Genomic DNA, 25,698 nt, shown 5'->3' with positions numbered 1-25,698 from the left:
CGAGTCACCGTTCTTTCGGCGGGGAAAGGGGTGTCCTCCTGGGTGGTTGCAGGGGTGCGCGCAGGTGAATTCCCCTGGCGTGCATGATGGTGGAGAGTGCCGCGGAAGGGAAAGTACTTGTTTTCAGCGAAAAACGAAAGCCTGCCTGGACAGGGCCCCATCGATATTGGGTGAATATTGAATTAATCGCGTCCGGGAGTGCTCGGTGAATTCTTGGGCCGAGATGCAAAAACCGGTCGGATCGCATTCCGGCGGACAACGCGCCGGGATGGCGACGGGCGCTGCGGGTCCAGCCCCGGGGGGCCGACCCGCAGCCCCCCGGACGCTCACCCGAACGGCTCACCGCCGTTGACGGCTCCTCCACCCGCAAGGATCGTGACCAGTGCCCCCTGCACGGGCGGAAGGGCTGGTCGGCCATGGCGGACAAGCGAGCCGAGCGCATCGCGGAACTCATCGCACCCCTGCGCGTACCACCGGGCACCCGGGTGGACCTGGCCCGGGACTTCGACCCCCGCTACAAGGCGCACCTCAAGAAGCGGCAGGGCAGGGAACTGCTGCGCACCGGGGTGGAGCTCCTCGCCGAGTACCAGGCGCGACTGGCCGCCCAGAACACCTACGGCGTGCTGTTCTGCCTCCAGGCGCTCGACGCCGGTGGCAAGGACGGCACCATCCGGCACGTGATGAGCGGGATGAACCCGCAGGGCGTGCAGGTCAGCAGCTTCAAGGTGCCCTCCGTCGAGGAACTCGACCACGACTACCTGTGGCGGTACGCCCACCACCTGCCGGCCCGGGGCGACATCGCGGTGTTCAACCGCTCGCACTACGAGGAGGTGCTGGTCGTCCGGGTGCACCCCGACGTCCTGGACCGCCAACGGCTGCCCCCCGAAACCCGGGGCAAGAAGCTCTGGAAGCGACGCTTCCGACAGATCAACGACTGGGAGCGCTACCTCACCGAGAACGGCATCACGGTGGTGAAACTCTTCCTCAACCTGTCCAAGGACGAGCAGCGCACCCGCTTCCTCCAACGCATCGACCGCCCGGAGAAGAACTGGAAGTTCTCCGCCGCCGACGTCCGCGAACGCCGCTTCTGGGACGACTACCAGCGGGCCTTCTCCCGGATGCTGTCGGAGACCAGCACCCCGTGGGCGCCCTGGTACGTCATCCCGGCCGACCGCAAGTGGTTCGCGCGGATCTGCGCCTCCGCGGTGCTGGTGCACACCCTGATGGAACTGGACCCCCAGTACCCCACCATCGGCGAGCGCGCCCGCGAGGACCTCCTCACCGCCCGGCGCGAACTGGAGGAACAGACCCCCGAAGGGACCCCGGACGACCCGCCACCGCGTTCCCGGACGGAGGGGTGACCCGATGGCCGTCGATCCCGAACCCGGCCGGGCGCACTGGTACGCCCGCACCCCCGAGGACGTCGCCGCCGCCTTCGCGGTCGACCCGGCGACCGGACTGACCGCGGCGCGGGCGGCCGAACTGCTGGCGGCGAACGGCCCCAACGCCCTGCCCGAGGAGCAACCGCCCCCGGCCTGGCGCCGGTTCCTGGCGCAGTACCGCAGCTACATGCAGATCATCCTGGTGGTGGCGGCCGCCGTGTCCTTCGCGATCGCCCAGTGGAGCACCGCCGTCCTGCTGGTCCTGCTCACCCTGCTCAACGCCGTCGTCGGCCTGCGGCAGGAGGGCAAGGCCGAGAGCGCCATGAACGCCCTCAAGTCGATGATGAAGACGACGGCACGCGTCCGGCGCGAGGGCACCGAGTCGGAGGTCCCGGCCGAACGGCTCGTCGTCGGTGACGTCGTGCTGGTCTCCGCCGGGGACCAGGTGCCGGCGGACGGCCGGATCATCACCGCGAACGCCCTCCAGATCGACGAGTCCGCACTCACCGGCGAGAGCGTGCCGGTCGCCAAGGACTCCGCGCCCCTCCCGGACGAGGCCCCGGGGCCCGGGGAACAGACCAACATGGCGTTCATGAACACCCCGGTCACCCACGGCAGCGGGGTGCTCCTCGTCACCGGCACCGGCACGGACACCGAACTCGGCAGGATCTCCGGGATGCTGTCCTCGACCCGGGTCGAACAGTCCCCCCTCACCCGACAACTCGACAACCTGACCCTGTGGATCGCCGGCGCCGCCGGACTCACCATGGTGGTGATGTTCGCCCTCGGCCGCACCCGCGGCCAGGCGTGGGACACCCTGTTCGTCAGCGCCGTGTCCCTCGCCATCGCCGCCATCCCCGAGGCCCTGCCCACCGTCACCCAGGTGATCCTCTCCGTCGGCAGCCTCAACCTGGCCAAGCACCACGCCATCGTCAAGGAACTGCCGTCCGTGCAGACACTGGGGTTCACCTCGGCGATCAACTCGGACAAGACCGGCACCCTCACCATGAACCAGATGACCGCCGTCGAGGTGATCACCCCCACCGACGGCTACACGGTCTCGGGCACCGGGTACGGGCTCACCGGCGCGGTCCACCACGCCGTGGGCTCCGCCGCGCGCATCGACGAGGCGATCCTGCCCTTCCTGGTCGCCAGCGACGCCCGGCTCGTCGACGGCACCGTGGTCGGCGACCCCACCGAAGGCGCCCTGCTCGTCCTCGGACACAAGGCGGGGCTCGCCGTCGACGCCACCCGGGAACGGTTCCCCCGGCTTGCCACCCTGCCGTTCGACCCCGACTACAAGCTGATGGCCACCTTCCACCGCGTCACCGACGACACCGGCCGCACGGTGGTGCGCTGCTTCGTCAAGGGGGCCGCCCCCGCGGTCACCTCCCGGACCGGTACCGTGCTCGTGGACGGACGCGCCGCCGCCTGGGACGGCGAGCAGCGCGAGCGGGCGGACCGGGAGATCCGTCGGATGGGCGGCGAGGGCTACCGGGTGATGGCCGCCGCCACCCGGGACCTCGACCCCGTGGACTTCGACCCGGAGGGCGACCTCCTCGCCCAGGTGACCGCACTGACCCTCACCGCCCTGGTCGGCATGGTCGACCCGCCGCGGGCCGAGTCCCGGGCCGCCGTCGCCAGTGCCCAGGACGCCCACATCCGGGTCCGCATGGTGACCGGCGACGACGTCACCACGGGCGCCGCCATCGCCCGCCAACTCGGCATCCCCGGCGAGGCCGTGCTCGGCGCCGACTTCGCCGCCCTCACCGAGGCCGAACAACTCTCCCGGATCGACACCATCGGGGTGGTGGGACGGGTCGCCCCCGAGCACAAGGTGCTGCTCGCCGAGACCCTCAAGAAGAAGGGCGACGTCGTGGCCATGACCGGCGACGGCGTCAACGACGCACCCGCGATCAAGGCCGCGGACATCGGGGTCGCCATGGGCAGCGGCACCGACGTGGCGAAGAACGCCGGCCGCATGATCCTCTCCGACGACAACTTCGCCACCATCGTCTTCGCCGTGGAGGAGGGCCGCAAGCTCTACGACAACCTCACCAAGTACATCCGCTTCGTCCTGCTGCTCCTCGTCGCGTTCGTGCTCACCTTCCTCGGGGCGACCGTCCTCAACATCGCCGCCGGCCAGCCCTTCACCCCCGCCCAGGTGCTGTGGATCCACTTCGTCGTCAACGCCCCCTTCGGCTTCGCGCTCGGCTTCGACCGCGAGAGCCCCGGACTGATGCGCCGACTGCCCCGCCCCCGCGGCGAGTCGGTGCTCACCGGCCGGCTGCTGGTGACTGTCGGCCTCACCGGACTCGCGATCACCGCCCTGCTGCTGGCCCTGATCACCCTGGGCGAACACCGTTTCGGCAGCGTGGAGGTCGGCAGCTCGATGGCGTTCACGGCCTTCGCCCTCTGCCTGATCGTGGCCGCGTTCGAATGCCGCAGCGAAACGGAGTCGGTGCTGCGCACCACCACCTTCGACAGCAAGCAGATGAACCGGGCGGCACTGGCCGAGTTGGTCCTCGCCGTGCTGGTCACCCAGGTGGACGGGTTCCGCCGGGTCCTCGGTACCACCCAGCTCGACCTGCGCCAGTTCGGCTGGGCGCTGCTGGCCCCCCTCGCCCTGCTGGTGGTCTGGGAGGCGGGCAAGCTCCTGGCCCGCGGCCGGCACACCGGCGAGGACACCGCCGACGGGCTCCGCCCGTCCTCCGCTCAACCGGCAGCCGCCACCGGACCGTAGAGGTCGGCGAGCGTGCGCCGGGCGCACCACCCCTGCCGTTGCGCCCGGGTGACGTCCAGCACCACCGGGCGACCGAGTTGGGCGACGGCGTACCGGGTCAACGGGGGCGTCGACCGGGGGCGCAGCCGGGCCAGCGCCTCGGCGGCCCCCGCCGCCGCCTCCGCCACCGGCAACGGCACGTGGCGGATGCGGGCCCGGACCCCGTGGGCCCGCAGCACCGCGGCGACCACGGCATCGCGCCCGTAGGGCAGGGGATCGGCGATGTTGTAGGCACCCGGCGGCCACTCGGCGGCCAGCAGGCAGGCCCCGGCGAGGTTCTCCACCGCGGTCAGGCTCAGCGGCGCGTCGGGGCCGGGGAGCAGCAGCAGACCGCGCCGGACCCGGGCCAGCAAGCGGGGCACCAGGTGCGGGTCGCCCGCCCCGTACACGGCACGCGGGCGCAGGACCACCGCTCCGGCGGCCAGTGCCAGGGCCTCGCCCGCCGCCTTCGTCCGGCCGTAGGCGTTGAGCTGGTGGCGCACCGGGTGGTCCTCGGCGAGCGGACGCCGGTCGGTCGACGGGGCGTAGACACTGGCGCTGCTCACCCAGACCACCCTCCGCCCCGCCGCCGCCGCCTCCAGCAGCCGCGCGGTGCCGTCGACGTTCACCGCCCGCATCGTGCGCTCCGCGGCGGCCCCCGGCACCGGGTCGCCGACCGCCGCCGCGCAGTGCACCACGACGTCGACGCCGTCCAGGTCGGGGGGTCCGACCGTGGCGTCCCAGGGCACATGACGCCCCACCGGCCCCGGGCGCCGCCCCAGGCACCGCACCTCCAGACCGCGTGCCGCCGCGGCCCGGGCCACCCGGGAGCCGCAGAAGCCGCTGGCACCGGTCACCGCGATCACGGTCATGCCGCCTCCGTCGCGGTCGGTCGGACCCCGGCGCGCACGATCAGCGTCCGCCAACCCGGCAGCGCGGCCCGCCGGTCCACCCGGGCGGTGACCACCCGGGGCCGGTGCGCGGCCAGCAGCCGCAGCACGTCGTCGAGTTGGGCCCGAGCCAGCCCGGCGCCCGGGCAGGCGTGCGGGCCGGCGCCGAACACCAACCGGGACCGGGCGGGCGGGGCCGGGTGCAGGGCGTCGGGCGGGTCGCTGTGGGCCCGCGCGGCGTGCCGCGCCACCAGCACCAGCCGGTCACCGGCGCGCAGGGCGTGACCGGCCAGCACCGTGTCCGCGGCGACGGCGCGCGGCAGCAACGGGGAGGCGGCGGTCACCCGGAGGAGTTCGCTGACCAGAGCGGGGCGCAGCCGGTCGTCGGCGGCCTGCTCCCAGAGCCCGGCGTCCGCACACCAGGCCGCGGCCCGGGGCAGTGCGGCGACCGTGGTGTTGACGGCGGCCACGGCGAGCATCGCCCGCAGTGCGGTGTCCGGTCCGCTCCGGTCCGGATCCAGCAGGCCCTCCAGCCGGGCGGAGGCAGCGGCGGCCCGGCGTCCGGTGTGCGGCAGCCGCGGTCCCGGCAGGTGCTCCCGCACCGCCGCGGCCGCCGCGCGGGCCGCGGCCGCCGCCACGGCCCGGGGGTCGGCCGGACTGTCCAGCAGCGCGCACACGGTGACCCCGGAGAGCAGCCGGGCCAGGTCCACGAGGTCCACGGTTCCGTGGGCCTCCAGCGGGGTCAGCGCCTCGGTGAGTGTCCGCCGCCACACCGGCCGCACTCGTTCCACCCCGGCGGTGCCCAGGAGTTGGGCGACGGCCCTGCGGGCCGCCCGGTGCTCGCCGTCCGACTGGTCGAACAGCGAGCCCCCGTCGGTGAGCCGTCGGACGGCGCCTCCGGTGGTGCCGGGAGCGGTCCGGTCCAGCGGGACGTGCAGGAGCGCCTCCCGGTAGGCGCTCTCGTCCTGCACCAGCACCGAGCGACCGCAGCGCAGGACCGGACGGGTCCGGGTGAGTGCGAGCAGGGCGAACAGCAGGGGGCGGGCGCGGGTGTAGACGCGCCGGTCACGACGGCGGGCGGTGCGGACGGGGGGCGGCGGCGGGAGCGGGGTCAAGGGGAGGTCCGTCTCGGGTGTGCGGGCGGGCGGGCGTACGGCACGGGCGCGGCGGTTCACCGGGCGGACCGTGGCCGGTGGGCGGCGGCGAGTTCGGCGGTGGCCGCCCGGTCGGGCTTGCGGGAGCGGCCGGAGAGCGGGATGTCGCCGAGGAGCACCGCGTCCGGACGGGCGGACCCCATCCGCTCCAGCACCCCGCCGAGCGCGGCGCGCACCGTGGCGGGGCCCACGCCCCGGGCCGGCTGGACGACGGCCACCAGGCGTTCGTCGCCGTCCGCGGCCGGAACGCCCACCAGCAGGGCGAGTTCGACACCGGGTACGTGCAGGGCGGGTTCGTACAGCCCCGGGTAGATGTTCTCGGCCCGTCGCAGCACCATGTCCTTCAGGCGCCCGGCCAGCACGATGCGGCCCCGGTCGAGTGCGGCACGGTCCCCGGTGGCCACCCGGGGGTCGGGCGCCGCGCCCAGGTAGCGGTGGCGGGCGGCGGGCCCCGACAGCACGAGTTCCCCCTCGGCGGAGACGGTCGCCGAGACGCCCGGCAGCGGATGGCCGACCAGATCGCCGGTGCCCCCGAAGGCCGCTTTGTCGGCCTGTTCGACGGCGGCTGCGGGGAACAGTTCGGTGAGCGCGTACACCCCCCACGCCTCGACGGCTCCGGCCGCGCGGACCCGGGTCAGCAACTCCGCGCTGGCGGGCGCCGATCCGGTCCACACCCGCCCGGTGAAGCGGGCGCCCCGGGCCAGCGCCGCCCGTAGCTGAGGAGGCGTCAGATAGGTCGCCTGCGGTGCGAGCCGGCGCAGCTGTCGGGCCAGGGCCCGGGAGGAACGGGCGGGCAGGGCGACCGGGGCGCCCGCGGTCAGCGAGGGCACCAGGACGAAGAGGGTGCCCCCGAGGACGGGCACTTCGGGCGTCGGACGCACCAGGTCGGCCACCGCGGTCATGCCGGCGGCCAGCGAGGACCGGGTGTGCACCACGGCCCGGGGTCGGGCGGTGGTGCCGGAGGTGAACACGATGACCGCGTCGCCGTCCCCCTCCTCGCGTCGGGGGAGCGGTGCGTGCCCGGCGGCCAAGGCCGGCGCGCACCCCGGCCACCGGGGGCCGACCGTGGCCACCGTCCCCAGGTCCGCGAGGTCCGGCAGGACGATCCCGGCGCGCTCGGCGAGGGCCCGGCCCCGACCGGCCGCGGCCTGGGCGAGGGCGTCGGCCACCACCAGGTCCGGCCGGGCCAGGGCGAGTCGGGCCCGCAGCACCTCGGGGCCGGCGGCCGGATCGAGGACCGAGACCCGCGCCCCGATCCGGTCGGCGGCGAGCAGCACGGCCAGGGCCCGGGGGCCGGGCCGGACGGCGACGCCCACGGTGCCGCCGCGGTGCACCCCGCGGCCCAGCAGGCCCGCGGCGTACCGGTCGGCGAGGTCGGCCAGGTCACCGCGGGTGGCCCGGGTGCGGACGGCTCCGCCGGGGCCGGTGCCGAGGACGGCGGGCAGATGGGGCGCGGCCCGCAGCGCCCGGTCGAGACGGTCGAGCATCAGCGCGGGTCCTCCCCGTGTCGGCCCGGACCCCGGTCGAGGTACCAGCGGGCGGTGCCCAGGAGACCGTAGGCGCGCAGCCGGCGGGTGGAGTTCTCCACCACCATGTCCGGGGCCCGCACGACGGCGGTGGTGTGCCGGCGCACCCGGTTCAGGAAGAGCCGGTCGGTGGGCGAGGGGCGGCGCGGCATCCCGCCCACCGTCTCGTACAGGGCGGCGGTGACGGCCATGTTGTTGCCCGCGTGCATCCGGTACGGGGTGAGGTAGCCGTGCCGGCGGTGGTGGGCGGGACGCACCCGGCCGAAGAGGGCGGCGGTCGCCACCAGGGCGCGGAAGACGGCCCGGCCGAGGGGGCCGTGTTCGTCGCGCCGGGCTTCGATCCGGCCGCAGACCAGGGCGGCGCCGCGGTCCGCCGCGGCCCGCGCGGCGGCCGTCCAGCCGGGGCGCGGCAGGCAGTCCGCGTCGGTGCGGGCCAGCAGCCGGGCCCCGTGTCCGATGGCGAACCGGAAGCCGGTGTCGACGGCGCACCCCACGCCCTTGTCGGGTTCGTGCAGGACGTGCACGGGGAAGGGCGCCCGGCGGGCGAAGGACCGGGCGATCCCCGCGGTGTCGTCGTCGGAGGCGTTGTCCACCACGACCAGGGTGAAGTCGCGGTCGCGTTGGGCGGCGAGGGCGTCCAGGGTGGTGCCGATCCGCGCGGCCTCGCGGTGGGCGGGCACCACCACCCACAGCGCGCTCACGTCCGTTCCCAGACCGTGGTCGTCATGCTGACGCCGCCGCCGAGCCCCACGAACAGCACCCGGTCACCGGGCGCCAGGTCGTCGTACACCCGGTCCAACTGCACCCCGAGGGTGGCGCTGGCCAGGTTGCCCAGTGCGTCCACGGTGACCACCAGCCGCTCGCGGGGCACTCCGGTCACCGCCACGAAGCGCTCCAGGTAGGGCAGGGTCACCTGGTGGACCAGGACGTGCCGGAAGTCCGTCCAGTCGAGACCGGTCCGGGTGCGCATCCGGTCCAGCACCTCGGTGCCGACCTTCTCGAACACCTCCCGCAGCGCGTTCCCGTCGCCGTGGAAGTAGGTGTGGTCGTCGCCCCGGGGCAGCCGCGAGCCGCCGCCGGGTATGCCGCCGACCCGCCAGTGGGCGGAGTGGGTGACGGTGTCCACGTCGAGGATCCCGCCGTTCGGCACGGCCTCCAGGACGACCGCGGCCCCGGCGTCCCCGAAGGTGTAGCCGGCGAAGGAGGCGCGGAACTGCTCCAGGTCGGCCGGTGCGTACCGCGCCGCCCGGCTCGGGGTCTCCCCGGTCACCACCAGGGCCCTGTGGGCCCGTCCGGCGAGGATCATCGCCCGGGCGGTGTCGATGCCGTTGACGAAGCTGTTGCAGGCGTTGGTCAGGTCGAAGGCGTGGGCGCGGGAGCCGAGTTCGGCCTGGACGATGTGCGCGGTCGCGGGCTCCACCACGTCCCGCGAGGCGGAGGCGAACAGCAACAGGTCGAGGTCGGCCGGGTCGAGGGCGGCCCGGCCGAGGGCAGCCCGGGCGGCCCGCACCGCGAGGGTGGAGGCGTACTCCCCGGGTGCGGCGACCCGGCGGCTCACGATGCCGGTGGTCCGCTCGACGAGCCCCTCGGGCAACGGCAGCCCGCTGGCCGCCGTCACCTCGCGGCCCAATCGCTCGGAGGTCACGATCCGTTCGGGCAGGGCGGCGCCCACGGAGGTGATGCCCACCCGCGGCGCCCCGGCGCGGCTGACGTTCTGACTGGTCATGCCGGGGACGCTACGGAGCGCACGGGCGGGCCGCGTGAGTGCGCGTACTCAGATGGGGCCTGGGCGATTCCCCGGGGAACCCTCGGGGTGTTCCCCGATCCCGTCCTCCCCCGCGTGGCGCGCGAGGGAGGACGGGGGTGCGGTCAGGGGGCGCAGACGACCCCGGAGCACTGGCCGGCCTGACCGTTGCCGCTGGCCAGGTTGGATCCGCCGTCGGTGTTGCCCGGGTCCGCGCTGATCCCCCAACCTCCGTTGCCGCGCGCGGTGTTGCCCTGGACGAGGTGCACGGCCTTGGAGACGGACAGGCCGCCGCCCTTGTTGTCGTTCACGGTGTTGCCGATCAGTCGGTTGCCGGTGGCCGCGGTGGCTTCCCCGACCACGTAGATGCCCCGTGAGCCGCTCCGGTTGACCTGGTTGAGCTCCACCAGGTTGTTGGAGGAGAGTTCCAGGCTGATCCCGTCGCCCTTGGAGTCGTTCGCGGTGTTGGACCTGATGGTGTTGCCGTCGGAGCGGCTCAGGTCGATGCCGCCCGGGTTCGCGCTGACGTCGTTGCCGACGACCGTGGTGCGGTGGGCGGACTGGAGGGAGATGCCGCTGTCGCCGCTGTCGCGGAAGGTGTTGGACAGGATGCGGTTCCCGGTGGAGTCGGAGACGATCAGGGCGGCGTCCGCGCTCCTGCCGGTCGAGTTGCCCTGGACGAGGTTGTCGTTCGACCCGAGTTGCAGGATGAACGAGCCGTCGCCGCTGCCGCCGACGGTGTTGGTCAGCAGGGTGTTCCCGCTGGAGCCCTCCAGGACCAGACCGGCGTTCCCGCTGTCGGTGATCCGGTTGCCCTCGATCCGGTTGGCACGGGAGTTCTGCATCAGCAGGCCCCCGCCCTGGTTCCCGGTGAGCGCGTTGTCGGCGATCACGTTGTCGTGCGCCCCGCCGGTGACGAGGACGCCTCGGTGCGACTGCCGGTCGATGACGTTGCTCCGTATGCGGCTGTGGGTGGCGCCGTTGACGTCGACGCCGGTGAACTCGTTGCCGCGGAGGGTGAGTTTTTCGACGACGGTTCCCGAGGTGCCCGGGGCCAACTGCACCCCGTGGTCGAACTCCTGCACCCGGGCGGCGGTGACCGCGCTGTTGGTGAGCGTGGTGCGGGCGAATCCGCCGGTGCGGATACCGACGCCCAGGCCGACCCCGTCGACGGTGTGTCCGTTGAGGTCGATGGTGAGGTCGTTGGCCCCGACGACCAGGCCGTCGCCGGGACAGTTGAGCAGGTCTGCCTGGAGGACGACGCTGGTGGTGAGCGTCTGACCACAGGTGACGACCGAGGCGTGCGCCGATGGAGGGGTCATCAGCACGGCGAGCAGTGCGGTGGCTCCCACTGCGGCGAACCACCCCGTGGACGGCATCTGGGCATTGCGGAACATGGCGGGACTCCTTCTGCGATCGCGCTGCGGGATCGGCCTCGCGGGGCGGCCGGGGCGGGCCCGCGAGGGGCGGCACGAGTCGAACGGCCGGTCTTCCGCACAGATTCGAGGGAGGGAACGAGGATGACAACTAGCTAACAAGGAATGACCAGAGAGGGGCAACAGTTGGCTGATTCGGTCATCCCATGTCTGGGGGTTCCGGACCTTCGGAACATGCGGGCGACCGCACGGAATCCGTCGACATCTCCGACCCGGCGGCGCGGCGGGCCCGGCGCCTGCGCGGCGGTGTCCGGGTCGGGGGCGTCGACCCGCTGCTGCCCCCGACCCGGAGGCGCGGCTCAGGCCCGGACCACGGCCCTGTTCCGCATCAGGAAGTCCCCGAGATAGCCCTCGTGGGGCAGATGGCCGTCGCCGTGCACGGTGGGCACGTCGACGTGGACGTTCCCCACACCGGGCTCGTGCAACAGGGCGTCGACCCACGCCGGGTCGTCGGTGACCGCGTTGACCACCAGGGACCCCCGCAGGGGACGCACGCCGTCGGCCGGCGTCCAGGGAGCGACCCAGACGCAGGGGAAGGGCAGTTCGGCGGCGAGGAGTCCGTCGCCGGGATCGTCCACGGTGAACACCGCGGGCCCCAGCACCACCCCGCCCTCCGGATGGGGCGTGGCCACGTCCCCCAGCGGGATCACCGGACGGGCCCCGACCCGTGCCAGCCGGTCCAGCAGCGCCTCGGCGGCCTCACCGGACACCCGGGGCCCCAGGTGGTCCGCCGTGGTCTGCCGGCCCTCCGCCCGGGCCCGGAGCACCTCGGCGAGGTCCCGGGCGAAGCGCCGGTGGTCCCCCTCGACCAGGATCGCGGTGGTGTTCACGCACGCCGCCCCCGAGAGCGCGGCCACCGAGTCCGCGGCCCGTGCCACGGTGCGGGGGTCGGTGGCCCGCCCCGCGGTGACCAGTGTCTTGGAGCGCCCCGGGCCGGCGACCTTGACGTCCGGGGCGCCCCGGTAGCGGGCCGCCACCTCGTCGCCCCCGTACACCAGGGCGAGGTCCGCCCGGCGCAACAGGGGCGCCACCCCGGCGTGCCCGGTGGGGAGGTACACGGCGGCGTGGTCGGGCGCACCGGCCGCGCGCAGCGCGAGCAGGGTGCGGAAGGCGGTGAACGGCTCCCGCCGCGAGGGCCGCACCACCACCCGGTAGCCCAGGGCGAACGCCTGGAGCCAGCCGTTCTGGATCGTGGGCGTGTTGCCCGAGAGCACGGCGGCCAGGGTTTCTCCGCTGCGGGTCCACACCCCGCTGCCGCCGCCCCGCCCGACCTCCCGCCACGAGCGGACCGAGCCGACCGGCCGCGCCCGGTCCGCCCTGCTCGGGGCCTCGGCCAGGGCGAGGGCGACGGCCCGGCCCAACTCCTCGGTGAGCCCGGCGTTGTGTCCGGAGACCCGGGACACGTAGGCGTTGTGCTCGGTGAAGGAGAGCCCGCCCAGCACGTCGTCGAGGAAGCGCTCCGCCGCTTCCGAGAGGAGCGCGGCCCGCTCCGGGGCGGACGGCGGCGCCGCCCCCGCCAGGGCGCGCAGGCTCTGGGCCACCAGCAGGTCGGGGGCGAGGGCCAGGGTGGCGAGTGGCTGCCCGTCGACCCCGTGCACCGTCTCCGTGGTCCGGGTGTTCCGGCTGCCCCGGTGGGTCAGCAGGGGCAGGTCGAGGACCGCGGGCCGGGCGGGGGCGGCCGGGGCGGGTGCGCTCATCAGTACACCCCCTGGACGACGGGTTCGCCGTCGAAGGCGGCCAGCGGCTCCGGCGCGCGCAGGGAGTCGCCCACCGAGCCCTCGGGCGCGGGCACCCGGATCGCGGAGTCCCGTTCCAGGTTGTTGGGGATGAAGACCCCGCTGCTCACGTGGGTCATCCGCACCTGCCCCCGTTCGCCGTAGGCCACCGGACGGTGCGACTCGGGGTCCACGACGGCGAACACGACATGGGGGGAGTAGCCGTCGTACACGGTCCGCGCCCCCTGGGTGCCGGGACGCAGCCGGGCGGTGGTCAGCACCATGGTGCTGCCGTAGACGTTCTGGACCACCGTGTCGGGCAGGGCCTCCGTGATCAGGTCGCGGGTGTCCTCGTCGAGGTGGGCGCCGGCGAGCGCCAGGTACCGCAGGGACCGCCGCAGCCGGTCGCCGAGGTCCTCGTGCAGCAGGAGTTCGGAGAGGATCGGCGGGGTCGTGGTGAGTGCGGCCACGTGCTGACTGCGGACCACCTCCCCGATCTGGTCGACCAGGTGGGCGAGGTAGGGGGCCGGGTCCCGGCCGGCGGCGATCTGCTTCTTCACCCAGCGCGGGTCCAGGTCGACGGTGTGCAGGACCGAGCCCAGGGCCCTGGCCTGGAGCCGGGTGGTGTGGCCGAAGGCGTGCGGGCCGGAGGGCATCGCCACCAGCCAGGGGGCGCCGACCGGGAAGCCCGCCGCGCGCAGCTCGGCCGTCTTCCACCCGAGCGCGCGCCGCACCCAGCGTTCGGTGTAGACGAGCCGCTTGGGCGACCCGGTGGTGCCTCCCGTCTCGAACACCGAGGGTGCCGGCTCGTGCTCCAGTCCCCGCGGAACGAGGTCCTCGACGGGGCGTTCGCGCAGGTCCGCGGCGATGTCGGGGAATCTGGCGAGGTCGGCGTAGCCGCGGACGTCATGGACGGGGTCGAAGTCCAGTTCCTTGGCGCGCTCCAGCCACAGTCGTGATCCGGTGTCGGGGGAGAAGTGCCAACGGAGCGCGGCCCGCAGATAGGCGTCGGGGGTGGTGGTGGGGTCGTCTTCGAGGTCGAGGAACGAACGGGTCATGGATCTCCCTTTCCGGGGCTCGCGGAGGGTCACGCCCACCAGTGGCCGAGCACCTGTGCGGTCTGCTCGGGGTTCAGTCGGGGGTCGAGCAGCGACCGGTAGCGGGCCGGGTCGCGGGGTTCACGGCCGCCCTCGGCGCACTCGAACACGTCCTCGGGCGTCGCTTCCAGGTGAAGTCCCGCCGGACGGCCGCCGGCCTCGACGAGGACCTGCTGGAATCCGGTGAGCTCCGCGACGATGTGTTCGAGGTGACGGGTCTTGAACCCGTGCGCGCCGGTCACCGTGTTGCCGTGCATGGGGTCGCTGATCCAGTGCACGTGCTCGACCCGGCGCCGGACGGCGCGGACGACCGGCCCCAGCCGGTCGATGGCGGTGTGGCCCATGCGGACGATGAACGTGAGCTTCCCGGGCTCGTCGCGGGGGTTGAGCACGGCGGCCAGCTCCGCCGCCTCCTCGGGGGAGGTGTCCGGGCCGACCTTCACGCTCACCGGGTTCGCCAGCGCCGCGGCCAGGGCCACGTGGGCGCCGCCGGGTTGACGGGTCCGGGCGCCGATCCACGGCCAGTGCGTGGTGCCCAGGTGGAGGCCGGCCGCGCCCTGTCGCACGAACCGCAGTTCGTAGTCGAGCAGCAGCATCTCGTGGCTCGTCCACACCGGATCGAGGTACGCGGTGGCCCGGTGGTGGTCCGCGATCGTGGCGTAGGAGGCGAGCGAGGCGCTGTGCGCCTCGGCGATCCGCTCCGGCCGGGGGAGGCGGGCCCGGGGCGTCGCGCCCGGGGCGTTGACGATGGGGCCCCGGTAGCTGGGCAGCCGCACCCCGTCCACGAGTTCGTGGTCCTGCGACCGCGGTTTCGCGTACTGCCCGGCGAGCCGCCCGACGCCCACCACGTGGCGTCCGGTGCGGGCCCGCAGGTGGGACCGGAAGTGGGTGAGGAAGGCGAGCATGCAGCGGGTGTAGGCGCCCATGTCGGTGTCGATGTCCTCCACGCAGTGGCCGAGTTGGAGGACCAGCCCGCCGCCCGCGTCGAGTCGGGCGAGCTCGGTTCTGAGTTCGGCCACCGACTCCGGGCCCACCAGGTCCTCGGGGGGCAGTGCGCGGAGCACCTCGTCGAGTGCGTCCCGGTCGGGCCACTCCGGTTGCTGGAGGGCGGGCAGCCGGCGGATGCGGTCGACAGGGGCGTGGCGGGCGAGTCCGGTGCGTCCCGGCATGGCGGTCATCCTTCGGAGGTGGGGGAGTGGTGCGGGGCGGGGTGGGCCGGGCCGCGCGAGGCGGTCCACACACAGCCCCGCGTGCCCTGGTCGTCGGTGAGTTCGTGGGCGGCGGACAGGCCCTTGTGGGTGGCCATCCCGGAGGTCGCCGGGACGCAGTACTCGCAGGGGGACCCGAGGGTCAGCGGCACGCCCCTTCGGCGGGCCTGCTCGCGGTACTCCCAGATGGCGCAGCGGCGGATGCGGAGCACCGCGCGGTCGGTGCCGTGCTCCACCCACTCGGTGTCCGAGCCGTAGAGGTCGGCCTGGGCGTGGAGGCGTTCGAGGGGCACCCGGGCGTCGTGCTTGGGGGCGGGGTCGACGGCCGCGTAGACGGTGCTGTTGGAGCGGGCCCAGCCGGCCAGTTCGCCGAGGCCGAAGTGCGCCACGACGAAACGTTCCATCAGGGCTTGGCCGCGGAAGAACGCGGCCTTCCAGTCCTGTTCCTCCTCGCCCTGGGGCAGCGACTCGAAGATGGCCTGCTTGACGTGCAGCAATTCCTGCATGTGCATGCCCGCCCGGGCCTCGACCACATAGCGGGTCAGCCCCGCCTCGGCTTCGAACAGCCGCCGCTTCCACAGGGCGGAGCGGCGCGCCGCGCCGGTCGGGGGGCCGGGGGGCGTGGCGACGTCCGTCCCCGCGTCGGAGGTCGACGTCGGATGGTGCTCGGTCATTGCGGGACTACCTCTCCTGTCGGTGGGGGCGTGGGCCGAGGGGCCGCCGGTGTCGGCGGCCCCGACGGTCCGCGGGCGGGTCGCCCGGAGCGGACCGGAACCCGGCGCGGGTCAGGAGCCCGCGGCGACCCGGGGGACCGCAGGCCCGGCCGGCCGCGGCGACCCGGGCGGGAAGGACGCGGTGAGCTCCCGCAGCCGGGGGACCAGCCGCTCGCACAGGGCGTCGAAGTCGTTGCCGAGGATGATCTGGAACCCGTCGACGCCCTCCTCCTCGTACCACCGCCGCAACGCGTCGGCGATCTGCTCCGCAGTGCCCACGAACCGCGCGTGCTCGTTCAGCGCGAGCACCTCCGCGGCGAACTCCCCGACCGTCCCGCCGGGAGCGCGGGCCAGGTCCCACAGCGGGAGGTAGCGGGAGCCGTGGGCCGCCAGCACCTGCTCGGGGTCCTCGGGCAGGAGGCCGCCGGGCAGCCGGTCGGCGAGGTCGAGCCCGTCCAGCCGGAGGTCCGGGAACCGGGCGCGCAGGGCGAGCAGCGCGGCCCGCCCCGCCGGCAGGACCTCGCGCTGGGCGCGGCGCAGCCGCTCGGCCTCGGCGGGGGTGTCGACCAGGTGGACGTAGCAGCCCGGCAGCAGGGCCACCGCACCGGCGGCGCGGCCCGCCTCCCGGGTCCGGGCGCGCAGCGCGCGGCGCAGCTCCCGGGCCGCGCCCAGGGTCGGCGTCCCCGCGAAGACCCCGTCGGCGGTGCGGGCCGCGAGTCGCAGCCCGGCCAGGGAGGAGGTGGCCTGGAGGACGAAGGGGAAGTCTGCCGAGTGGGGCGCCATGTCGATCGGGCCCGACTGGTCGTAGAACTCGCCGCGGTGGTCCACGTCCAGGATCAGGTCCTCCCGCACGTAGCGGTCGGTCACCCGGTCCGGGACGTTCGCGGCCGGCGGCCAACTCGCCCACAGCCGCTTCGCCACCTCGACGAACTCTTCGGTCTGTGCGTGCCGCCGGTCCCGGGGGACCTCCCGCCGGACCCCGATCGCGGTGCCCGGCCGGAAGGAGGACACCACGTTGATCCGGGCCCGGCCGGCGGAGATCCGGTCGAGGCTGGCCAGGGAGCGGGCGAAGGACGAGGGATGGGTGTGGAGCGTGGACACGGTCGGCATGACCGCGATCCGCGAGGTGGCGCTGGCGATCAGCGCCGCGGCCTGGAACGGCTCGAAGACCGTCAGCGGCGGCCCGGCCCGCAGCCCGGCGCGGTTCACCCCCGAGAAGTCGGCCTGGAACAGCACGTCGAACCCGGCGGTCTCGGCCCGGCGGGCCGCCCGGACGAAGGTGTCCACCAGGAACGGGGAGTCGGCCTGGGCCCGGGGGTCGCGCCAGTCCCGACTGGACGGCAGGTACTGGGCGTTGAGCAGGAGGAGGGGACCGCCGCCGCGGGTGCCGGCGCCGGGCGGTGCGGGTTCGACGGGGGTCCTGGGGGACGAGGGGGGCATCGTTTCCTCTCACGGGTGCGGGGGTGTCGGCGGGCGCGGGACGGAGGAGGGTTGCCCGCGCCCCCGCGATCAGCGCTTGGTGACGCGGTGGAAGACCGGCTCCCACGCGTTGACGGGGAAGGTGAGGTCCTCGACGCCCTTCCGGGCGAGCAGGACCTGGGCCGAGTCGAAGAGCGGGATGCCGTAGCCCTCCCGGAGGATCGCGGTCACCGCCCGGTCGACGAGGGCGGCCCGCCGGCGCGGGTCGACGGTGGTGGCCTGCTCGGTGAGGGCACGGTCGACGGCGGGTCGGGGCGCCTGGCCGTCCCAGGGCGCGAGCGCGGTGTGGTAGAAGGCGGCGATGCCGTCGGCGTCCCCGCGGCTCGCCCCCTGGTAGACCGCGAGTTGCCACTTCCCGGTCTTGCGCAGGTCGGCCTGCTGGGCCTCGGAGACCCGGTTCAGCGTGATCTCCACCCCGATGTCGGCGAGGGCGTCCTTGACGTACTCCCAGCCCGCCTCGTCGGCGCCGATGTCCGAACTCGCGAACGTCAGCGCCAGACGCAGCCGTTGCCCGTCCTTGACCCGGACGCCGTCGGCCCCGCTCGCCCAGCCCGCACGGTCCAGGATCGTGCGACTGAGCGCCGGGTCGTGCCGCAGCAACGCGCTCCTGTCCCGGTGGGAGGGGTGGCCGCGGGAGACCACGTCGGTGGCGGGCTCGACGCCCTCGCCGTAGAAGGTGTCCACGAACTCGGCCCGGTCGATGCCGTGCTGGAGGGCCCGGCGCACCGCGGGGTCCGCGACCACCGGGTCCGAGGTGTTGGCCACGAAGGTGTTCACCACCCCCCGGTTGGGGGCGAGGACGGTCCGCGTCCCGCCCCGTCCGCGGGCTTGCGCGAGCCCGGTCTCGGTCATGGAGTACGCCAGGTCGTACTCGCCCGCCACCACCCCCGCGGCCCGCAGGCTCTCCTCCGGCACGATCTGCACCGTCACCCGTTCCAGGGCGGACCCCCCGCCCGTCCGGGCGAACGCCGCGGGCGCCCAGGAGTAGCCCGTGCGCCGCTGGTAGCCGACGCGTTCGTCCTGCACCGCCTCGCGCAGCACGAAGGGACCCGAGCCGATGGTGCCCTCGGCGCACCGCTCCTCCGGCGTCCTCGCCAGGCTCTCCGGAGCCACGATGCCGAACTGGCCCTCGCTGTTGGCCTGGAGGAAGCCGGCGTTGGGTGCGGTGAACTCGACCCGCACCCGGCGCCCGTCCAGGGCCCGGGCCCGGTGGTAGCCGCGCAGGTAGGCGCCGGGGGTCGGGGACACGCCCTGCTTCGCCATCCGCCACAGCGTCTCGAAGTTGTCGGCGACGACCTGCGCGGTCAGCTTCTCGCCGTTGCTGAACGTCACCCCCTCACGGAGGGTGAACTCGTAGGCGCGTCCACCGTCCAGGCTTTTCCAGGACTCGGCCAGGTACGGTGCCAGCCGGCCCGTCGAGGGGTCCTCGCTGAGCAGGGTGTCCAGCACCTGCCTGCCGAAGAGCGCGAACGGATTGGACTGGGCGTAGTCGAAGCAGGTCGGGTACCAGCCGTAGGCGACCCGCAGGTGGCTCGTGTCGGTGTCGGCGGCGGTGGTGCCGGCCGTGCCGGAGCAGCCGGTGAGCAGCAGTGCGGTCGCCGAGGCGGTGGCGAGCAGACGCGTCAGGGGCGCGCGGGTCATGGCGAAGGTGTCCTGTCGGCAGGGTGCGGGTGCGGGGTGGCGTGGGGGGCGGGTAGCAGGGCGGGTGCGGAGGGGGAGTCCTTCGGGGCGGGCGGACCGGGGTGCGGCAGGGTCGGTACGGCCGCCAACAGCTCGCGGGTGAAGGGGTGCTCGGGCCGGGCGAACACGTCCGCTGCGGGTCCCCGTTCCTCGATCCGGCCGTGCCGCATCACGAGGACCTCGTCCGCCACGGCCCGCACCACCGAGAGGTCGTGCGAGACGAGCAGGTAGGCGATGCCGTGCCGCTGCTGGAGCGCGTCGAGGAGTTCCAGCAGGGCGAACTGCACGGCCTGGTCGAGGGCCGAGACCGGTTCGTCGAGCACGACCACGTCCGGCTCCAGGGCGAGTGCCCGGGCGATCGCCGCGCGTTGCAGTTGCCCGCCGGACAGCTCCGGGGGCCGTCGCTCGGCGAAGGCGCCGGGCAGCCCCACCTGTTCGAGGAGCTCCCGGGACCGTTCGGCGCGCCATCGGGCGTCCCCGACCCGGTGCGCCTCCAAGGGCTCGGCCACCGCCCGGCCGAGCGTCAGCAGCGGGTCCAGGCTGCGCGCCGGGTTCTGGTACACGAGTTGCACCCGCCGGGCGAACGGCTCGTGCCTGCGGCGGGTGGGAAACAGCTCCTCGCCGTCCAGGAGCACCGCACCGGCGTCCGCGCGCTCCTGTCCGGTCAGCAGCCGCAGCAGCGTCGACTTCCCCGCCCCGGACTCGCCGACCACCGCGACCGTCTGTCCGCGCTGCACGGTCAGGCTCACGTCCCGCACCGCCTCGATCGGCGCGCCTCCGCGCCCCGCGCGGAAGGACTTGACCAACCCCCGTGCCTCCAGCACCACCCGGGCCGGCGCCTCGGGCCGGAACACGGGCCGGGCCGGGAGGGCGTCCGGCCGCGCCCCCAGCAGTTGACGGGTGTACGGGTGCTCCGGTGCGTCCAGGACGCGCGCGGTGGGGCCGGACTCCACGACCCGCCCGGCCCGCATCACCAGCAGGTGCTCCGCGCGCCCGGCCGCCACGGCGATGTCGTGGGTGACCATCAGGACCGCCAGCCCGTGCCGGGCCCGCACCCCGTCGATCAGGTCCAACACCCTGCGCTGGACCGTGGCGTCCAGTTGGGAGGTCGGCTCGTCGGCCAGCAGCAGCCGCGGCGTGCCGACGAGCGCCAGGGCGATCAGGACGCGCTGCCGTTGGCCCCCGGACAGTTCGTGGGGGTACTGGCGCAGGCGCAGCAGGGGCCGGTCCACGCCGACGGCGTCGAGGGCGGCGGCGGTCAGGGCACGGCTCTCCTCGCGGTCGGTCACGGCCAGGAAGTGCCGGTGCAGTTCGGCGAACTGGGCGCCGATGCGCATCAGCGGGTCCAGTGCGTCCCCCGGGTCCTGCGGGACCAGGCCCACCGACCGGCCGCGCAGCGCCCGGACGTCGGGCACGGCCCGCAGCGCGCCGTGCCCGTCGCGGAACTCCAGTCGCCGCAGACCGACCCGGGCGGTGCGCGGGACCAGCCCCAACAGGGCCTTCAAGGTGGTCGACTTGCCCGAACCGGACTCGCCCACGACGGCGACCGTGCTGCCGGAGGCCACCGTGAGGGAGAGGTCGTCGACGGCGACGACCGGATCCCGGCCGGGGCCGCCCGGGTAGTGCACCCGCAGTCCCTCCAGACGCAGCAGTACGTCGTGATGGTGGTTCACCAGGGGGTCGGTGGCCGTCATCGTGTCCCCGCCTTCGACGCTCCGAGCACGCGTCCCACCCGGTGCAGCGCCAGGACCACGAGGGCGAGCACCGCGCCGGGCAGGGCGGTCAGCCACCACGCGGTGGCGAAGTGGTCCCGTCCGCCCGCGATGAGGTTGCCCCACTCGGGGGCGGGCGGCTGGGTGCCGTAGCCGAGGAAGCTCAGGGCCGACACGGACAGCACGATCGACGCCAGCTCCAGCGCGGCCAGTGCGGTGACCGGTCCGCGCGCGTGGGGCCACACGTGCCTCACCAGCACCCGGGGCCGGGAGAGCCCGAAGCCGTGCGCCGCCTCGACGAAGGTCCGTCCGCTCACCCGCAGCACTTCGGCGCGGGTCACCCGGGTGAGCGCGGGGACCGAGGCGATCCCGACGGCGAGGGCGAGCTGGACCGGCCCGGTGCCCAGCCCGGAGACGACCAGCAGGGAGACCAGCAACGACGGCAACGCCAACAGCACGTCCACGGCGGCCATCAGCGCCCGGTCCAGCGGTCCGCCGAAGTAGCCGGCCACCAGGCCGACGAGGACGCTCAGGGAACAGGCGAACGCCAGCGCCAGCAGTGCCACGCCCAGGCTGGCCTGGGTGCCGAGGACCACCCGGCTGAACAGGTCGCGGCCCAGTTCGTCGGTGCCGAAGGGGTGGGCGGTCGACGGCGGTCGCAGCCGTGCGGACACGTCCTGGGCGTACGGGTCCCGGGGCGCCACGACCCGGGGCAGCAGGGCCGCCGCGGCGGCGAGGCCGAGCACCGCGAGGGCGATCCGGGGCGTGCCGGCCCGGGTGCGGTGCCGGGCGGCGGAGGGGAGGACGAGGGTCATGCGGTTGCTCCACTGTCCTGTCTGCGGGTCCTCGGGTCGAGGACCGGGTACAGGAGGTCGACGGTGAGGTTGACGACGGCGAACACGAGGGCGGCGGCCAGGGCGATGGCCAGCACCACGGGGGCGTCCTGGGCCTCCACGGACGAGGCGAGGAGCCGGCCGAGGCCCGCTCGGGCGAACACCGTCTCGGTGACCACCGTCCCGACCAGCACCCCGCCCACGGTGAGCCCGGCGAGCGTCACGAAGGGCAGCAGCGCGTTGCGGACCACGTGGCGGAGGTAGACCCGCCACCAGGGCAGCCCGCGGGCCCGCAGCAGGGCCACGAAGGGCGCGTCCTGCACGTCGTCCAGGGAACGCACCAGGACCGCGGTCAGGGAGGCGGACACGGGCAGCGCCAGCGTGAGGGCCGGCAGCACCAGCGCCGCCGGACCGCTGCCGCCGGTGGAGGGCAGCCATCCGAGGGCGAACGAGAACACCTGCACCAGCAGCAGACCGAGCCAGAACGCGGGGACCGAGGCGATCAGCGGGGGGAGGTTCACCAGGGCCCGGTGCAGGGCCCCGTCCCGTCGCCAGGAGGTGAGCAGTGCCAGTGCCAGGGAGAACGGCACCGCGACGGCGAGCCCCGCCCCGGCCAGGGCGACCGTGTTCGGCGCCACCGAGGCCAGTACCTCCGGCACGGGCCGGCCCGACTGGAACGAGGTTCCCAGGTCGCCCCGGAGGAGGTGGCCGAGCGATTCGACGTAGCGGACCGGGAGGGAGCGGTCGAGCCCGTGTGCGGCGCGCAGCGCCTCGACCTGCTCCGGGGTGCCGCCGCCGGCACCGGCGGACCGCCGTTCGAGCATCAGGGCCACCGGATCGCTCGGCAGCGCGTAGAGCAGGAGGAACGCCAGTGCGTGGACGGAGAGCAGCACGACGATGAAGGCGCCGCAGCGCCGCGCGAGGTACCGGGCGAGGGCCGGGCGAGGGAACCGGGCCATGGCTCAGAGCCTCTGCGAGGCTTCGGTGAGGGCGGCGCGGACGATCTCCTCGATGAGGTCGAACTCGGCCCGGCCCACGGTGGTGGGCGGGGCCAGTAGGATCGCGGGGTCGCCCCGTTCGTCGAGCCGCGCGTGCAGTCCGCCGGCGCGCAGCGCCGGACCCAGCAGCTCGTCGATCAACCGGCGTCGTTCCACGGCCGGGAACGGCTCCCGGGTGTGCCGGTCCCTGACGAGGACGATGCCCCAGAAGTAGCCGGCGCCGCGCACGTCCCCCACGATCGGCAGGTCGCGCAGCCGGTCCAGGGTGGTGCGGAACAGGTCCTCGTTGGCGCGGACGTTCTCGTTGAGCTTCTCGCGTTCGAAGACGGCGATGTTGGCCAGTCCCACGGCGGCGGCGACCGGGTGCCCGCCGAAGGTGAGTCCGTGGGCGAAGGTGTTCTCCTTCTTGGTGAACGGGGCGAAGACTCGGTCGCTCACGATCGTGGCCCCGGCCGGTACGTAGCCGGAGGTGATGCCCTTGGCGCCGGTGATGATGTCGGGCACCACCCCGTAGCGGTTGACCGCGAAGAAGTCCCCGATGCGGCCGAAGGCCGTGATCACCTCGTCGGCCACCAGGACCACGCCGTACCGGTCGGCGATCTCCCGGACCCGCTCCAGGTACCCCGGGGGCGGCGGGATCGCCGCCCCGGAGTTCTGCACCGGTTCCAGGAAGATCGCGGCGACGGTCTCCGGGCCTTCGAACTCGATGGCCTCGGCGATCCGGTCGGCCGCCCACCGTCCGAACGCCTCCGCGTCGTCCCGCAGGTGCTCCGGGGCGCGGTACAGGTCGGTGGTCGGCACCTTGTGGCCGCTCGGCACCAGGGGTTCGAACGGGGCCCGCAGCCCCGGCAGGGCGGTGATGGACAGGGCGCCGTGGGTGGTTCCGTGGTAGGCGATGGTGCGGCTGATCACCTTGTGGCGGCCGGGTTGGCCGATGGCCTTGTAGTACTGCTTCACCAACTTCCAGGCCGTCTCGACGCTCTCGCTGCCGCTGTTGGTGAGGAAGACCCGGTTCAGGTCGCCCGGTGCCCGCTCGGCGAGGGCCTCGGCGAGTTCGGCGGCGCGCGGGTGCACGGCGTTCCAGACCGGGAAGTAGTCGAGCTCCCGGATCTGGCGTGCGGCGGCCTCCGCCAACTCGGGTCTGCCGTGCCCGGCGTTGACGGCGAACAGGCCGGACAGCCCGTCGAGGTAGCGGCGCCCCCGGTCGTCCCAGAGGTGGGCGCCTTCGGCCCGGGTGATGACGGGCACTTCCTCGCCGGCGGTCAGCCCGGCGTGGTTGGTGAAGTGCAGCCAGAGGTGGTCGCGGGTCTTCTGCTGGACGTCTGACGAGGACACGTCGGTACTCCTGGTGGTTGTGCCGCGCGGGCGGAGCGGGGGGCGTACGGGGAAGGGGCTGCGGATGGGTCAGAGCGTGAGCTTGGGGGCGTACTGGCGCAGCCAGGAGGCGAAGTTCAGGACCACCTCGCCCTCGAAGTTGCTGACGAGCCCGTGCGACCGGGCCGCCCCGGTGACGCTGCCGGGCGTCAGCACGTGCGGGGCGAACACGTCCCCCAGCCCGTCCGGCGGGTCCGCGAGGACCTCGGCGAGTTGCTCCTCCAGCCGTCGCGAGTAGTCCGGGTCCGGGGTGGTCGGGTACGGCGACTTCCGGCGCTCCCGCACGTCCTCGGGCAACAGTTCGCCCACCGCGTCCCGCAGGACGCCCTTCTCCCGGCCGCCCGCGTTGTGGACGTCGCGACCCAGGCGCACCACGAGTTCGACGATCCGGTGGTCGCAGAAGGGGACCCGGACCTCCAGTCCGCTGGCCATGCTCAACCGGTCGTTGCGGTCCAGCAGCATCGGCAGGAAGTAGGTGATGCCGAGGTGGAGGATCTCCCGGTGCCGTCGCTCCCGCGGGCTGAGCGCGGGATCGAGGTCCAGCCCGCCGAGGGCCGTGGCGTACTCGTCGCGCAGGTACTCCTCCACCCGCAGCGCCCGCAGCAGTTGGGGGTCGACGGCGCCGAGGACCCGCTGGTGGAGGTAGCCGTGGGCCGGGCTGTCGGCGATCCAGGGGAAGGTGTCCGCCTCCACCGCGCGCGGTTCGTGGAACCACAGGTAGCCGCCGAGGATCTCGTCGGCCGCCTCGCCGGACAGCGCGACGGTGGCGTGGCGCCGCACCTCCCGGCAGAGCAACAGCAGACTGGTGTCCAGGTCGCCGAAGCCGTTGGGGAGGTCCCGGGCGCGCACCGTGGCGTCGCGGACCTCGCCGCCGGCCAACAGGGCGCTGTCCAGGACGACGTTGGAGTGCCGGGCACCGATGTGCCGCGCCGCCTCCCGTGCGTAGTGGCGGTCCAGGGCCGAGCGGGAGTCGGCCGAAGCGGCCGCGTCGGTGAAGTCCACGGAGAACGAGCGCACCCCGCCGCCACCGGGCAGACGGCCCGCGATCGCGGTGACCGCCGAGGAGTCGAGCCCGCCGGAGAGGAAGGTGCACAGGGGGACGTCCGCGACGGTCTGCCGGGCGACGGTGTCGTGGAGCAGCGCCCGCAACTCCTCGACGGCACCGGCGTGGTCGTCCTCGACCGGCCCGTTGAGGAACTCCCGGACGTCCCAGTACCGGGTGGTGCGCACCCCGCGCCGGGAGAACTCCAGCACCTGGCCCGGAAGCACCTCGGAGATCCCCCGGTAGGGGTTGGCGCCCGGGAACTTCAGCAGGGGGAGCACCAGTTGGCGCAGGCCGTCCTCGTCGACGACGGTGTGCACGTCCGGATGGGCGAGGACGGACTTGGCCTCGGAGCCGAAGACCAGGCGGTCGCCCTCGTGGTGGTAGTGGAGCGGTTTCACCCCGAGGTGGTCGCGGACCAGCCAGAGGGTCTGCGCGCGCTCGTCCCAGACGGCGAAGGCGAAGATGCCGTTGAACCGTTCGACGGCTCCGGGCCCCCACGCGACCCAGGCGGCGAGGACGACCTCGGTGTCGCTGGACGTGTGGAACCGGTGCCCCCGGGACGCGAGTTCGGCCCGCAGCTCCCGGTGGTTGTACAACTCGCCGTTGTAGGAGAGGACGTACGAGGCAGCGGTGCTCGATCCGGCGGGGAAGAGCATGGGTTGCTCCCCGTTCTCGATGTCGATCACCGAGAGCCTGGTGTGCGCGATCGCCGCGCACCGGGAGGTCCACACCCCGGACCCGTCCGGCCCGCGGTGTGTCTGCTCGTCGTTCATCCTCGTCGCGACGGCCCGGGCGTCCGGGCCGAGTCCGGACAAGTCGACCCATCCGGATATACCGCACATGGAGGGGGTCCTCTCGTTTCGTCATGGCCGTGGGGAGCGGCCGGCAGCCGCCGGCACATCGGTTCGCCGCACCGACGGACGACGCCGTGGGCGTGGTCGGTCGTCGGTG

The 25,698-nt window shown here is 74.1% G+C and carries 19 protein-coding genes; 2 read left to right on the top strand and 17 right to left on the bottom strand.

Annotated features, from left to right (window positions below; genetic code table 11):
* Positions 1–416: 416 nt before the first annotated feature.
* Together ACSMX9_RS00660 and ACSMX9_RS00655 are read left to right on the top strand one after the other, a co-directional pair.
* Positions 417–1,361, top strand: a complete 945-nt coding sequence (locus ACSMX9_RS00660) for a polyphosphate kinase 2 family protein (protein ID WP_445399019.1) — start codon at positions 417–419, stop codon at positions 1,359–1,361.
* A 4-nt stretch (positions 1,362–1,365) separates the two neighbouring features.
* Positions 1,366–4,125, top strand: coding sequence for a cation-translocating P-type ATPase (locus tag ACSMX9_RS00655; RefSeq protein ID WP_445399016.1), 2,760 nt, complete (start codon positions 1,366–1,368; stop codon positions 4,123–4,125).
* Here the strand turns inward: ACSMX9_RS00655 and ACSMX9_RS00650 are convergent.
* The 17 genes from ACSMX9_RS00650 to asnB form a co-directional block, all read right to left on the bottom strand.
* Positions 4,098–5,015, bottom strand: coding sequence for an NAD-dependent epimerase/dehydratase family protein (locus ACSMX9_RS00650; RefSeq protein WP_445399014.1), 918 nt, complete (start codon positions 5,013–5,015; stop codon positions 4,098–4,100). The two genes, ACSMX9_RS00655 and ACSMX9_RS00650, sit on opposite strands and share 28 nt — an antisense overlap.
* Entirely contained in the window at positions 5,012–6,148 is a 1,137-nt protein-coding gene (locus ACSMX9_RS00645) for a cytochrome P450 (RefSeq protein ID WP_445399012.1), read from the bottom strand. Before ACSMX9_RS00645 ends, ACSMX9_RS00650 begins: the two co-directional genes overlap by 4 nt.
* Positions 6,149–6,204: 56 nt before the next feature.
* Complete coding sequence (locus ACSMX9_RS00640) at positions 6,205–7,674, bottom strand: class I adenylate-forming enzyme family protein (protein WP_445399010.1); 1,470 nt, start codon at positions 7,672–7,674, stop codon at positions 6,205–6,207.
* The gene (locus tag ACSMX9_RS00635; RefSeq protein WP_445399008.1) at positions 7,674–8,414 is read right to left on the bottom strand and encodes a glycosyltransferase family 2 protein; all 741 of its coding nucleotides are present in this window, start codon (positions 8,412–8,414) and stop codon (positions 7,674–7,676) included. Before ACSMX9_RS00635 ends, ACSMX9_RS00640 begins: the two co-directional genes overlap by 1 nt.
* Complete coding sequence (locus ACSMX9_RS00630) at positions 8,411–9,439, bottom strand: 3-oxoacyl-ACP synthase III family protein (RefSeq protein WP_445399006.1); 1,029 nt, start codon at positions 9,437–9,439, stop codon at positions 8,411–8,413. Before ACSMX9_RS00630 ends, ACSMX9_RS00635 begins: the two co-directional genes overlap by 4 nt.
* 143 nt (positions 9,440–9,582) lie before the next feature.
* Positions 9,583–10,854 carry a right-handed parallel beta-helix repeat-containing protein gene (locus ACSMX9_RS00625; RefSeq protein WP_445399004.1) on the bottom strand — a complete coding sequence of 424 codons (1,272 nt, stop codon included), beginning with the start codon at positions 10,852–10,854 and terminating at the stop codon, positions 9,583–9,585.
* 338 nt (positions 10,855–11,192) lie between these two features.
* Positions 11,193–12,590, bottom strand: a complete 1,398-nt coding sequence (locus ACSMX9_RS00620; protein ID WP_445399002.1) for an aldehyde dehydrogenase family protein — start codon at positions 12,588–12,590, stop codon at positions 11,193–11,195.
* Positions 12,590–13,666 (bottom strand): AMP-binding protein, encoded by a 1,077-nt coding sequence (locus ACSMX9_RS00615; RefSeq protein ID WP_445399000.1) that lies wholly within the window; start codon positions 13,664–13,666, stop codon positions 12,590–12,592. The genes ACSMX9_RS00620 and ACSMX9_RS00615 overlap by 1 nt, the downstream gene beginning before the upstream one ends.
* Before the next feature lie 29 nt (positions 13,667–13,695).
* The gene (locus ACSMX9_RS00610) at positions 13,696–14,874 is read right to left on the bottom strand and encodes a 3-deoxy-7-phosphoheptulonate synthase (protein WP_445398998.1); all 1,179 of its coding nucleotides are present in this window, start codon (positions 14,872–14,874) and stop codon (positions 13,696–13,698) included.
* Positions 14,875–14,879: 5 nt separating this feature from the next.
* A complete protein-coding gene (locus ACSMX9_RS00605) occupies positions 14,880–15,587 on the bottom strand; it encodes a hypothetical protein (RefSeq protein ID WP_445398996.1) in 708 nt (235 codons plus the stop codon).
* A gap of 111 nt (positions 15,588–15,698) precedes the next feature.
* The gene (locus tag ACSMX9_RS00600; protein WP_445398994.1) at positions 15,699–17,066 is read right to left on the bottom strand and encodes an LLM class flavin-dependent oxidoreductase; all 1,368 of its coding nucleotides are present in this window, start codon (positions 17,064–17,066) and stop codon (positions 15,699–15,701) included.
* Positions 17,067–17,135: 69 nt separating this feature from the next.
* Positions 17,136–18,746 (bottom strand): ABC transporter substrate-binding protein, encoded by a 1,611-nt coding sequence (locus tag ACSMX9_RS00595; RefSeq protein ID WP_445398992.1) that lies wholly within the window; start codon positions 18,744–18,746, stop codon positions 17,136–17,138.
* Positions 18,743–20,479: a dipeptide ABC transporter ATP-binding protein gene (locus ACSMX9_RS00590; RefSeq protein ID WP_445398990.1), complete on the bottom strand. Its 1,737-nt coding sequence runs from the start codon at positions 20,477–20,479 to the stop codon at positions 18,743–18,745. Before ACSMX9_RS00590 ends, ACSMX9_RS00595 begins: the two co-directional genes overlap by 4 nt.
* The gene (locus tag ACSMX9_RS00585) at positions 20,476–21,312 is read right to left on the bottom strand and encodes an ABC transporter permease (RefSeq protein WP_445398988.1); all 837 of its coding nucleotides are present in this window, start codon (positions 21,310–21,312) and stop codon (positions 20,476–20,478) included. Before ACSMX9_RS00585 ends, ACSMX9_RS00590 begins: the two co-directional genes overlap by 4 nt.
* Entirely contained in the window at positions 21,309–22,289 is a 981-nt protein-coding gene (locus ACSMX9_RS00580) for an ABC transporter permease (RefSeq protein ID WP_445398986.1), read from the bottom strand. The genes ACSMX9_RS00585 and ACSMX9_RS00580 overlap by 4 nt, the downstream gene beginning before the upstream one ends.
* A gap of 3 nt (positions 22,290–22,292) precedes the next feature.
* Complete coding sequence (locus ACSMX9_RS00575) at positions 22,293–23,663, bottom strand: aspartate aminotransferase family protein (RefSeq protein ID WP_445398984.1); 1,371 nt, start codon at positions 23,661–23,663, stop codon at positions 22,293–22,295.
* 69 nt (positions 23,664–23,732) lie between these two features.
* A complete protein-coding gene (gene asnB / locus ACSMX9_RS00570; protein WP_445398982.1) occupies positions 23,733–25,589 on the bottom strand; it encodes an asparagine synthase (glutamine-hydrolyzing) in 1,857 nt (618 codons plus the stop codon).
* Between the last annotated feature and the right edge of the window lie 109 nt (positions 25,590–25,698).

It is taken from the genome of Streptomyces sp. LE64, assembly GCF_052606915.1.
The sequence above is the reverse complement of the archived record's forward strand: the minus strand, read 5'-3'. Positions and strand labels throughout refer to the sequence as shown.

Bases quoted from the DNA above. Each gene is read 5' to 3' on its own strand.
- ACSMX9_RS00660 (WP_445399019.1), top strand. From the start codon at position 417: ATGGCGGACAAGCGAGCCGAGCGCATCGCGGAACTCATCGCACCCCTG.
- ACSMX9_RS00655 (WP_445399016.1), top strand. From the start codon at position 1,366: ATGGCCGTCGATCCCGAACCCGGCCGGGCGCACTGGTACGCCCGCACC.
- ACSMX9_RS00650 (WP_445399014.1), bottom strand. From the start codon at position 5,015: ATGACCGTGATCGCGGTGACCGGTGCCAGCGGCTTCTGCGGCTCCCGG.
- ACSMX9_RS00640 (WP_445399010.1), bottom strand. From the start codon at position 7,674: ATGCTCGACCGTCTCGACCGGGCGCTGCGGGCCGCGCCCCATCTGCCC.
- ACSMX9_RS00630 (WP_445399006.1), bottom strand. From the start codon at position 9,439: ATGACCAGTCAGAACGTCAGCCGCGCCGGGGCGCCGCGGGTGGGCATC.
- ACSMX9_RS00625 (WP_445399004.1), bottom strand. From the start codon at position 10,854: ATGTTCCGCAATGCCCAGATGCCGTCCACGGGGTGGTTCGCCGCAGTG.
- ACSMX9_RS00620 (WP_445399002.1), bottom strand. From the start codon at position 12,590: ATGAGCGCACCCGCCCCGGCCGCCCCCGCCCGGCCCGCGGTCCTCGAC.
- ACSMX9_RS00615 (WP_445399000.1), bottom strand. From the start codon at position 13,666: ATGACCCGTTCGTTCCTCGACCTCGAAGACGACCCCACCACCACCCCC.
- ACSMX9_RS00610 (WP_445398998.1), bottom strand. From the start codon at position 14,874: ATGCCGGGACGCACCGGACTCGCCCGCCACGCCCCTGTCGACCGCATC.
- ACSMX9_RS00605 (WP_445398996.1), bottom strand. From the start codon at position 15,587: ATGACCGAGCACCATCCGACGTCGACCTCCGACGCGGGGACGGACGTC.
- ACSMX9_RS00600 (WP_445398994.1), bottom strand. From the start codon at position 17,066: ATGCCCCCCTCGTCCCCCAGGACCCCCGTCGAACCCGCACCGCCCGGC.
- ACSMX9_RS00595 (WP_445398992.1), bottom strand. From the start codon at position 18,746: ATGACCCGCGCGCCCCTGACGCGTCTGCTCGCCACCGCCTCGGCGACC.
- ACSMX9_RS00590 (WP_445398990.1), bottom strand. From the start codon at position 20,479: ATGACGGCCACCGACCCCCTGGTGAACCACCATCACGACGTACTGCTG.
- ACSMX9_RS00585 (WP_445398988.1), bottom strand. From the start codon at position 21,312: ATGACCCTCGTCCTCCCCTCCGCCGCCCGGCACCGCACCCGGGCCGGC.
- ACSMX9_RS00580 (WP_445398986.1), bottom strand. From the start codon at position 22,289: ATGGCCCGGTTCCCTCGCCCGGCCCTCGCCCGGTACCTCGCGCGGCGC.
- asnB (WP_445398982.1), bottom strand. From the start codon at position 25,589: ATGTGCGGTATATCCGGATGGGTCGACTTGTCCGGACTCGGCCCGGAC.